Source organism: Propionivibrio sp. (assembly GCF_049316945.1).
In the GTDB taxonomy this organism is placed as follows: domain Bacteria; phylum Pseudomonadota; class Gammaproteobacteria; order Burkholderiales; family Rhodocyclaceae; genus Propionivibrio.
In genome coordinates this window covers 1-8,159 of record NZ_JBMOJE010000168.1, presented here as the reverse complement: position 1 = coordinate 8,159, position 8,159 = coordinate 1, and the positions used below count along the sequence as shown (strand labels likewise).

The following is an 8,159-nucleotide window of genomic DNA, read 5'->3' as shown; positions in this document are numbered from 1 at the left end:
TACTCCGGATAGAGCAAGTGCGGTGAAGCACGCTCGGATAAATGCGCTATTCATTGGGCTTCCTTTGAAAGTGGTGCAGAATTTTAACCGCAAATTCGTCGCAAGGCTTATTTGCGCGTGCTATTAACGAGGTTGAGCGCTTTATGATGCGCAATGACAGTTCAAAGGAACTCAGGACAGGCTTATCGGCTGGTAGTTTGATGACGACCGCTGAGGCAGGCATGAATAGGCGGTCTACAGGCTATATGCCTGAAGCGTGGCGTGTTTAAAGCCTGTCCGGGTTGGTTGCTTGTAGAACGACTAGTGGTGCGGCTTGCAGGCATGGTGCTTGATCCGGGCTGAACGCAGAATAAAAAAAGCATTTTCGATAATACGCTTTGCTTGCGCTCTATATCACTAAGTCAAGTCGGATATGCGAGTTCTATGCCTATTTCAGGACTGCGCTGAACTTCCTGCAGAACCAACATTTGCGTACCAGGAAGGCCGCAACTTTCTACCATCTCCCGGAAATATTGACGCACGCTGCCTTCAACGCCCGGTTCTTTTTCCCAGCGCCAAAAAACGTCGACGCGAATGCGAAGGTTCGCCAGAGGTTTTCTCGGCCTCGGGTGGCGTAGGCGGGGCCAGCAAACCAAGCATCGACGCACGGGCAGTCATCACCGCCTCGGACTGTGTTGAAAACTTGTTCATCGGCGAAAAAAGGGAACAACTCTGATATTCGCCCAACTCCGGCTCATCACTCCCGAGAAAGGCGAAATCGCCGGCGGGGAAGTTGATGAAACGCCGCTTGTTATCACCGGTAGATATCCAGCCGATCTCGCTGCCGGGCACCAGCAGCAGGCTCATGCACCAGGGTGTCAGGACAATCCCCAGCCATTGGCCCTTCCAGCGCTGGAAGTCGATCGCCTCGACGGCGAGTACCGGGTTGAGAATCGGCACGTCAGCCATGCGCTCGTGCTGGATGCGAAAGAAGGCGGCCTCAACCGCATCTGCCGGGCTGTCAGGATGTATGCGAAACGTCAAGCGGCGTGCCCCCAACTGCGCTCGTCGTTGCCCAGTGCCATGAGTTCGTCCATCAGTTCCAGCGCCTCTTTGGCTTGCTCCGCTTCGAGCCGTTCAAAGGCAAAGCCGCCGGCCTGAATCAGCAGATAGTCGCCCACCGCCACTTCCTCGGCGAGCAGCAGCAGGCTGACTTCACGCAATTGGCCAAAGCATTCGGTGATGGCGCTGCCATCCCGAACTTCGACTACACGCGAGGGTGCGGCGAGGCACATATCAGGCCACCGCCAGGGCAAGCGCTTCAAGCATATAGCCACGCCGGATGAGTTCATCGGCGGCCATGGCGGCCAGTTGCGGGACGCGCGCCGCTACCGTGGCGGTCATCTCCATGCCCAGCTCGAGGGAGATCGGCTCAACGCCGAGCACGATGATCTCTTTTGGCATGGTGTCGAGCAGTTCGAGGCTGGCCAGCACATCGGGAAGGGCGATCTGGTGTGGCGATAGTTTGCTGCGAAAAAAAACGGGAATATCCTCGCCGGCGATCTTGACTAGCGTTCCTGGTGCGGCACCGGTCTTGACGACATCGATGACAATCAGGAAATCGAGGTTGGAAAGGTCTTCAATCATTTCCATTCCCGAGGTGCCGCCGTCGATGACCAGCACGTTGGCCGGCATGCTGTAGGCCTGTTCGAGCGCCTCGACAGCACGCACGCCAGCGGCCTCGTCGGTCAGGATGGTGTTGCCGATACCAAGAACCACTGCACGCATAGGGCGAAGTCCGAAAATGGAGGAGCGCTTCTGGATTCCGGGTCAAGCCCGGAATGGCGGTAAATTAACAGGTTAGCGATAGAACAAATTTTCCATGGACGGTTAGACCGCTTTGACGCTTATTGCCGTGTTGCTTTCCTTGTCGGTCAGGTGGATTGCGCAGGCGATGCAGGGGTCGAAGGAGTGGATGGTACGCAGCACTTCCAGGGGTTTTTCCGGGTCGGCAATCGGGGTGTCGAGCAATGACGCTTCATAGGGGCCCGGTTCGTCTTTCTCGTTTCTTGGGCAGGCATTCCAGGTCGAGGGAACAACGCACTGGTAGTTCTTGATCTTGCCGTTGTCGATGACCACCCAGTGCGAAAGCGCGCCCCGCGGTGCCTCGTGGAAGCCGACGCCCATGACCTCACCCTTGGGAAATACCGGCTTGTTGAAGGTGGCCAGATCGCCCTTGCCCATGTTGGTGAGCAAGGCCGTCCATTGCTCGGACAGCAGATCGACGTTGACGCAGCAGGTGATGGCGCGGGCGGCATGGCGGCCGATGGTCGAGTGCATGGCATCCAGCCCGATCTTGGTTTTCGCCAGTGCAGAAACCGTATCGAGTGCGGCGGTGGCGTATTTTGTGGTCGGCGCATGGCCGGCGGCCAGACAGTTCAATACCCGGGCGAGCGGGCCGACCTGGGTGGTCTTGCCGTAGAAAGTCGGTGACTTCATCCAGGAATATTTGGCGTCGTCCTTGAAGTCGGTGTAGTTCGGGCTGGTCTGGCCCTGGTAGGGGTGCAGGGCACCTTCCTTGTCGTAGTTGTACCACGAGTGCTTGACCGACTCCTCGACGCCCTTGATCCAGTATTCATCGTTGAAGGTGGTGATCGGCGTGCGTTTGGCAAGATCGCCGGCATCAATGTAACCACCGGGAAAGGCAAACTGCGTACCCTTGGTGTCCAGCGGAATATCCGGCACCGAAAGGTAGTTGGTGATGCCTTTGCCGATCGTGGTCCATTCCGGGTAGAAGGCGCCGACGGCAGCGACGTCGATCAGATAGACGTTCTTGACGAAGTCATCGAGTTCGTCGATCCAGCCCTTGATCGCCATCAGGCGTTCGACGGTCAGCACCGCCTGCGAGTCGGTAGATAGCGGATTGGCTACGCCGCCAACTGCCACATTCTGGATGTGCGGCGTCTTGGAACCGAGGATGGCGACAATCTTGTTGGCCTTGCGCTGCACTTCCAGGGCTTGCAGGTAGTGTGCCACGGCCATCAGGTTGACCTCGGGCGACAGCTTCATTGCCGGATGGCCCCAGTAGCCGTTAGTGAAAATGCCGAGTTGCCCGCCATTGACGAAGTGCTTGAGCCGATCCTGCACGCGTTTCATCTCGTGTTTGCTGTTCAGATGCCAGGATGACAGGCTTTCGCCCAGCGCCGCAGTCTTGTCGGGATTGGCCTTGAGCGCAGAGGTTACATCGACCCAGTCGAGCGCCGAGAGATGATAAAAGTGCACGATGAAGTCATGCACCGAATGCGCCAGGATGATCAGATTGCGGATGTATTGCGCGTTCAGCGGGATTTCCATCTGCAGCGCATTTTCGACGGCGCGCACCGAGGTAATGGCATGCACCGTGGTGCACACGCCGCAGATGCGCTGGGTGATGGTCCACGCATCGCGCGGATCGCGCCCGAGCAGGATCAGTTCAACGCCTCGCCACATCTGGCCGGACGACCAGGCCTTCTTGACCCGGCCGCCATCGACATCGACATCAATGCGCAAGTGGCCTTCAATACGGGTGATCGGATCAATCGTTATGCGCTTGGACATTTTCTGTCTCCATCTGTATTGAACGTGACAGTCGCGCGAGCGACTCTCGAACCTCCCCTCGCCCTGTGGGAGAGGGGACGGGGGTGAGGGAAACGGGCATGACTTTCATCTATGGGATGCCTTCCAGCGTCATGCCCGTTAGTGGGCCAACTGCGCGTCTTCCCGGGGTAGTACCGGGAATCTGCGGGAAATGACGATGTAACTGATGACTTCGACGGCGAACATCCCCGTGGTAACCACCACCTCGGCAAGCGAGGGGAAATAGGTCCAGCCCGGGCCGGTGTCGTAGCCGATGAGGAAACCGTTCAGCCGGAGCAGGATGCCGCCGCCCATGATTGCCAGTCCGGCCAGAAACAGGCGCGCCGGATTGCGTCGTGCCGTGACATTGCCGATCAGGAAGAAGGGGGCGACGAAGCAGGCGTTTTCCACCCAGAAGGACAGAGCCACGAAGGTTGGCTTGAAGGCTTCGCCGAGGGCGTCGCGAATCAGCAGATCGCCCAGACGTACCACCAGATAGAGGGCAAGCGTCCCGAGCATGATTTTCGCCAACGGGTTCAGGAGATGCATCTCTATCGTCCGCCGATAAGAGGCAGCAGACACGCAGGATTCAAACAGCACTACGCCGTAGCCGATGATGATCGCCGAGAGGATGTAGATCAGGGGCACGGCCGGTGTTTGCCAGAGCGGATGGACCTGGCTGCCCATCACCACCAGCATGGTGCCCAGCGAAGACTGGTGCATCATCGGCAATAGAACGCCAAGGGCGATGAAGAAAAACAATACTTTGTTGAGCTTTTTCTTTACGTCACGCAAGCCGAATTTTTCGAGGAAGACGGGCGAAAACTCGATCCACATCACCAGGATATAAGCTGTTACGCAAACCGCCACTTCGAACATTACCGAATTGGGGTTGGCGTAAGTCGGCCACATGATGTGCCAGAAGTTCCACCAGCGACCGAGATCCATGAAGATCCCGAGACCGGCCAGCGTGTAGCCGAAAAGACTGCCAAGCAGGGCCGGGCGCACCAGCGGGTGGTACTCGCCCTTGTTGAAAATGTAGACCAGCATGGCCACCGAGAATCCGCCGCAGGCCAGCGCCGAGCCGACCATCACGTCGACGACCACCCAGATGCCCCACGAGTAGCCATCATTGATATTGGCCACGGCACCCAGGCCAAAAATGAAGCGTACCAGAAGGTTGGCGATCATCAGCGCGATGAGGACGCCGCACACCAGGGTCGTGCCATTGACCAGGCTGCCGCCAACCGGAGCAGGGCTTGCGTGTTGATGATTGGCCATGATCATTTCTCCCCTTTTCCGGCATTTCCATCTTTTTTATCGTCCACGTTTTCGTCGTATTCATGGACGTTGCGCTTGGCGATGTAGGTCAATGCCCCGAGCGCCACGATCGGCAGCACCAAGCCACCGTAAAGGGAATGCTGGATGGTCTCGGAAGTGGATGCCGACGATTTGAACGGCAGATCGGGCATGCCGACCTTGGCAAAGGTCACCGCCGAGAGTTTCAGCACCTGGGTGCCGCCGTACTCGTGCTCTCCATACACGTGCTGGAGGTAGTTGCCGACCGTTCCCTCGTAGCTCTGATCCGGACCGCCAATCTTGCCGCGCGGATAGGTGGTCACGCTCCCCGGCGCAAGGGCGATGCGCCGCTTGGCCTCGGCCAGCAGGTCGGAGGTTCTGCCATAGAGCGTGGCGCCGGTCGGGCAGACCTCGGCGCAGGCGGAGTAATGGCCGTCCTCATGGCGATGACGGCACAACTCGCACTTGCCGATCTTGCCGGTCGCCGTGTCGTATTGATACTTCGGAATGCCGAACGGACAGGCCACCACGCAATAACGGCAGCCGACGCAGGCTTCGGGATCGTAGGAAACAATGCCGGTGACCGGGTCCTTGACCATGGCCGTCACCGGGCAGGCCGACACGCAGGACGGGTCGGCGCAATGCATGCACGATGTCTTCATGAAGGCGTAGCCGTTGACTTCGGAATCCTTGGTTTCCATCGTGCCATTGCGGTACATCTTGATCAGATTGAAAGTATGCGCCGAGGTGTCGAGCGGCGTATCCCACAGCCGATCTTCGGTGAAAAACTCCGGCAGATTGTGATTGGCCTCCTTGCACGCGGCAACACAGGCTTTGCAACCGACGCACAGGGTGGCGTCGTAAAGCAGGCCGAGTGCCTCGGCCGGGCGCGGATGAGAATCCCGCGCGCATACGGGCGGTGCAATCGTCGCGGCGGTCACTGCAGCGCCCCTGGCGAGAACGTTTTTAAGGAAATTGCGACGGGGGTTCATGCGGGTAGTCATGATTTACACCTCTGCATCGTCTTTTTGTTTGCTGCCGTTTTTGGCGCGCTGGGCCTCTTCGGCCTGATGTGACAAACCCAGGTTGACGGTCAGCATTGCCGCGCCGCCCGCAGCCGCCCCGGCCAGTGCTGCCAGTGCGGCGGCCGAAGCGAAGGAAGCTCCCTTGCCTTGCTCTTCCACGATGCGCGGGTACTGCAAAGGAGGCGCCACATTGATCATCCTGGCGACCTGATGGATCGGCTTGGTGAAACCGACACCTTTCTCCGTACAGCCGATGCACGGATGGCCGCAGCCTACCGGCCAGTTATTCTCGCCGGCATCGCCAAAACCTATGGTCGAGCAGTTGGCGTAGGTTTCCGGCCCCTTGCAGCCGAGCTTGTAGAGACAGTAACCCTGGCGATGCCCGGAATCGCCGAACTGCATGGCAAAGCGTCCGGCATCGAAATGGGCACGGCGCTCGCAATGTTCGTGGATCAGGCGCGAATAGGCGAATTTCGGGCGGCCCAGCTTATCCACTTCGGGCAGCTTGCCGAAGGTCAGGAAATGGACGACGGTAGCGAGAAAATTGTACGGATTCGGTGGACAGCCGGGAATGGTCACTACCGGCTTGCCGAGCACCTCTGCCAGGCTGGAAGCACCGGTCGGATTGGGGCCGCTGGAAGGCATGCCGCCCCAGGAAGCGCATGACCCGATGGCGATAACGGCGGCGGCATCGGCCGCGCATTCCTTGACCAGATCAACCGCCGTATGCCCGCCGACCTTGCAATAGATACCATTATCCTTGAGCGGAATGGCGCCTTCGACAACCAGGACGTACTTGCCCTTGTGAGCTGCCATGGCGTCTTTGCGGGCCGCCTCGGCCTGGTGCCCGGCGGCGGCCATCAAGGTTTCGTGGTAGTCAAGGGAGATCACATCCAGGATCAGTTTTTCCAGGGTAGGGTGCTCGGCGCGCAGCAGCGACTCGGTGCAACCCGTGCATTCCTGAAAGTGCAGCCAGATGACCGAAGGCCGTTGGGCCGTTTCTATCGCCTTGGCGATTGCCGCCTCGGCTCCGGATGGCAAGCCCATGGTGACTGCCAGCGTTGAGCAGAACTGGAGAAAATCGCGGCGCGAAATATCGAGGCGCTGCTCGGCGCGGTGCAAGGTCTCGCGACCCAGATCAAAGATTTCATTCAGATCGCCCATGCTTTCTCTCCTTCTGGTGTCTGGCCGCGTCCGGACCTGATGAAATCGTCAAATGCAAATCGCGTGCCACGCTGGAAAGGCGGGTCTCCATGCTGCCAATTCAAGGGCTTACATGCATCCCGGCGCAGCATGCAACAGGGCGAGTGATTAACTGGTAACCACATTACTAACCAGTTTTCCATGTGGCTTGATTGTCATTACCTACGGCAAGACCTTGATTCGCTGGCAATTACCCTGATGCCGCGTACGGGCATGAATCTTGTATGCAGGGTGTTTCCTGAGAGCGCTTCCTGCATCAACGCTTCGAACAGGCAAGGCATAAAAACCGGAGTGACGGACCGACTATCAGAAATGGTGTTTGTCGATTTCCGTTAATTGTGAAATCCAGAAGGAGGGGTCGCCATGAGCAGTGAAATGTATGAGCGGATGCGGGTCAATCCGAAATTCCAGGAACTGGTCAAAAAACGCGGGCGCTTTGCCTGGGCACTGGCGATCATTGTTTTCACCATGTTTTTCGGGTTCGTGCTGATGGTCGCTTTCGACCCGGTCGCTCTCGGCCAGCCGGTCAGCGAAGTTTCCCTGGTCTCTGTGGGGGTCGTCATCGAGCTTTTCCTGTTTTTTTTCTTCTGGGTCATCGCGGCTTTTTACGTGAGTATCGCCAATAGCGAATTCGACGCCCTGACCGAGGAAATCATCCAGCAAGCCCTGAAGGAGAAAAGATAATGCGCCACCTGACTCAACCCGGTAACGCGCTCGTGCTCTTTGCCTTCAGTACCCTGGCCTATGCTGGTCCGCCGGTCACCGGCGGCCTCGAAAAGCAGCCGACCAACTGGCACGCCATCCTCATGTTCTGCGTTTTTGTGGCGCTGAGCATCGGGATCACCTACTGGGCATCCAGCCGCACCAAGTCCACGGCTGATTTCTACACGGCCGGTGCCGGCATCACCGGCTTCCAGAACGGCCTGGCCATTGCCGGTGACTACATGTCGGCCGCGACGTTGCTCGGCCTGACTGCACTGGTCTATGGCAGCGGCTTTGACGGCTACCTCTACATGCTGGCCTTCTTTGCCGGCTGGC

General features: G+C 58.5%; 9 protein-coding genes. 2 read left to right on the top strand and 7 right to left on the bottom strand.

Annotated features, from left to right (window positions below; all coding sequences use genetic code 11):
* Window positions 1–528: 528 nt before the first annotated feature.
* The 7 genes from hybE to ACOYNV_RS23725 form a co-directional block, all read right to left on the bottom strand.
* Window positions 529–1,023, bottom strand: coding sequence for a [NiFe]-hydrogenase assembly chaperone HybE (gene hybE, locus ACOYNV_RS23755; protein ID WP_422902287.1), 495 nt, complete (start codon window positions 1,021–1,023; stop codon window positions 529–531).
* A complete protein-coding gene (locus ACOYNV_RS23750; RefSeq protein ID WP_422902286.1) occupies window positions 1,020–1,274 on the bottom strand; it encodes a HypC/HybG/HupF family hydrogenase formation chaperone in 255 nt (84 codons plus the stop codon). Before ACOYNV_RS23750 ends, hybE begins: the two co-directional genes overlap by 4 nt.
* A 1-nt stretch (window position 1,275) precedes the next feature.
* Window positions 1,276–1,767, bottom strand: coding sequence for a HyaD/HybD family hydrogenase maturation endopeptidase (locus tag ACOYNV_RS23745; protein WP_422902285.1), 492 nt, complete (start codon window positions 1,765–1,767; stop codon window positions 1,276–1,278).
* Between the two features lie 102 nt (window positions 1,768–1,869).
* Window positions 1,870–3,576 carry a nickel-dependent hydrogenase large subunit gene (locus ACOYNV_RS23740; protein ID WP_422902284.1) on the bottom strand — a complete coding sequence of 569 codons (1,707 nt, stop codon included), beginning with the start codon at window positions 3,574–3,576 and terminating at the stop codon, window positions 1,870–1,872.
* A 138-nt stretch (window positions 3,577–3,714) separates the two neighbouring features.
* The gene (gene hybB, locus ACOYNV_RS23735) at window positions 3,715–4,875 is read right to left on the bottom strand and encodes a Ni/Fe-hydrogenase cytochrome b subunit (RefSeq protein WP_422902283.1); all 1,161 of its coding nucleotides are present in this window, start codon (window positions 4,873–4,875) and stop codon (window positions 3,715–3,717) included.
* A gap of 2 nt (window positions 4,876–4,877) precedes the next feature.
* The gene (gene hybA / locus ACOYNV_RS23730; RefSeq protein ID WP_422902282.1) at window positions 4,878–5,897 is read right to left on the bottom strand and encodes a hydrogenase 2 operon protein HybA; all 1,020 of its coding nucleotides are present in this window, start codon (window positions 5,895–5,897) and stop codon (window positions 4,878–4,880) included.
* A 3-nt stretch (window positions 5,898–5,900) separates the two neighbouring features.
* A complete protein-coding gene (locus ACOYNV_RS23725; RefSeq protein WP_422902281.1) occupies window positions 5,901–7,082 on the bottom strand; it encodes a hydrogenase small subunit in 1,182 nt (393 codons plus the stop codon).
* A gap of 402 nt (window positions 7,083–7,484) precedes the next feature.
* Between ACOYNV_RS23725 and ACOYNV_RS23720 the strand changes: the two genes are divergently transcribed.
* A complete protein-coding gene (locus tag ACOYNV_RS23720) occupies window positions 7,485–7,805 on the top strand; it encodes a DUF485 domain-containing protein (protein WP_422902280.1) in 321 nt (106 codons plus the stop codon).
* The coding region (locus tag ACOYNV_RS23715; protein ID WP_422902279.1) for a sodium:solute symporter family transporter at window positions 7,805–8,159 on the top strand (355 nt) is incomplete at its 3' end. The genes ACOYNV_RS23720 and ACOYNV_RS23715, both read left to right, overlap by 1 nt.

Excerpts from the sequence above, each read along its gene's own strand:
- ACOYNV_RS23750 (WP_422902286.1), bottom strand. The coding sequence starts at position 1,274 with ATGTGCCTCGCCGCACCCTCGCGTGTAGTCGAAGTTCGGGATGGCAGC.
- hybB (WP_422902283.1), bottom strand. The coding sequence starts at position 4,875 with ATGGCCAATCATCAACACGCAAGCCCTGCTCCGGTTGGCGGCAGCCTG.
- hybA (WP_422902282.1), bottom strand. The coding sequence starts at position 5,897 with ATGACTACCCGCATGAACCCCCGTCGCAATTTCCTTAAAAACGTTCTC.
- ACOYNV_RS23720 (WP_422902280.1), top strand. The coding sequence starts at position 7,485 with ATGAGCAGTGAAATGTATGAGCGGATGCGGGTCAATCCGAAATTCCAG.
- ACOYNV_RS23725 (WP_422902281.1), bottom strand. The coding sequence starts at position 7,082 with ATGGGCGATCTGAATGAAATCTTTGATCTGGGTCGCGAGACCTTGCAC.
- ACOYNV_RS23740 (WP_422902284.1), bottom strand. The coding sequence starts at position 3,576 with ATGTCCAAGCGCATAACGATTGATCCGATCACCCGTATTGAAGGCCAC.
- ACOYNV_RS23745 (WP_422902285.1), bottom strand. The coding sequence starts at position 1,767 with ATGCGTGCAGTGGTTCTTGGTATCGGCAACACCATCCTGACCGACGAG.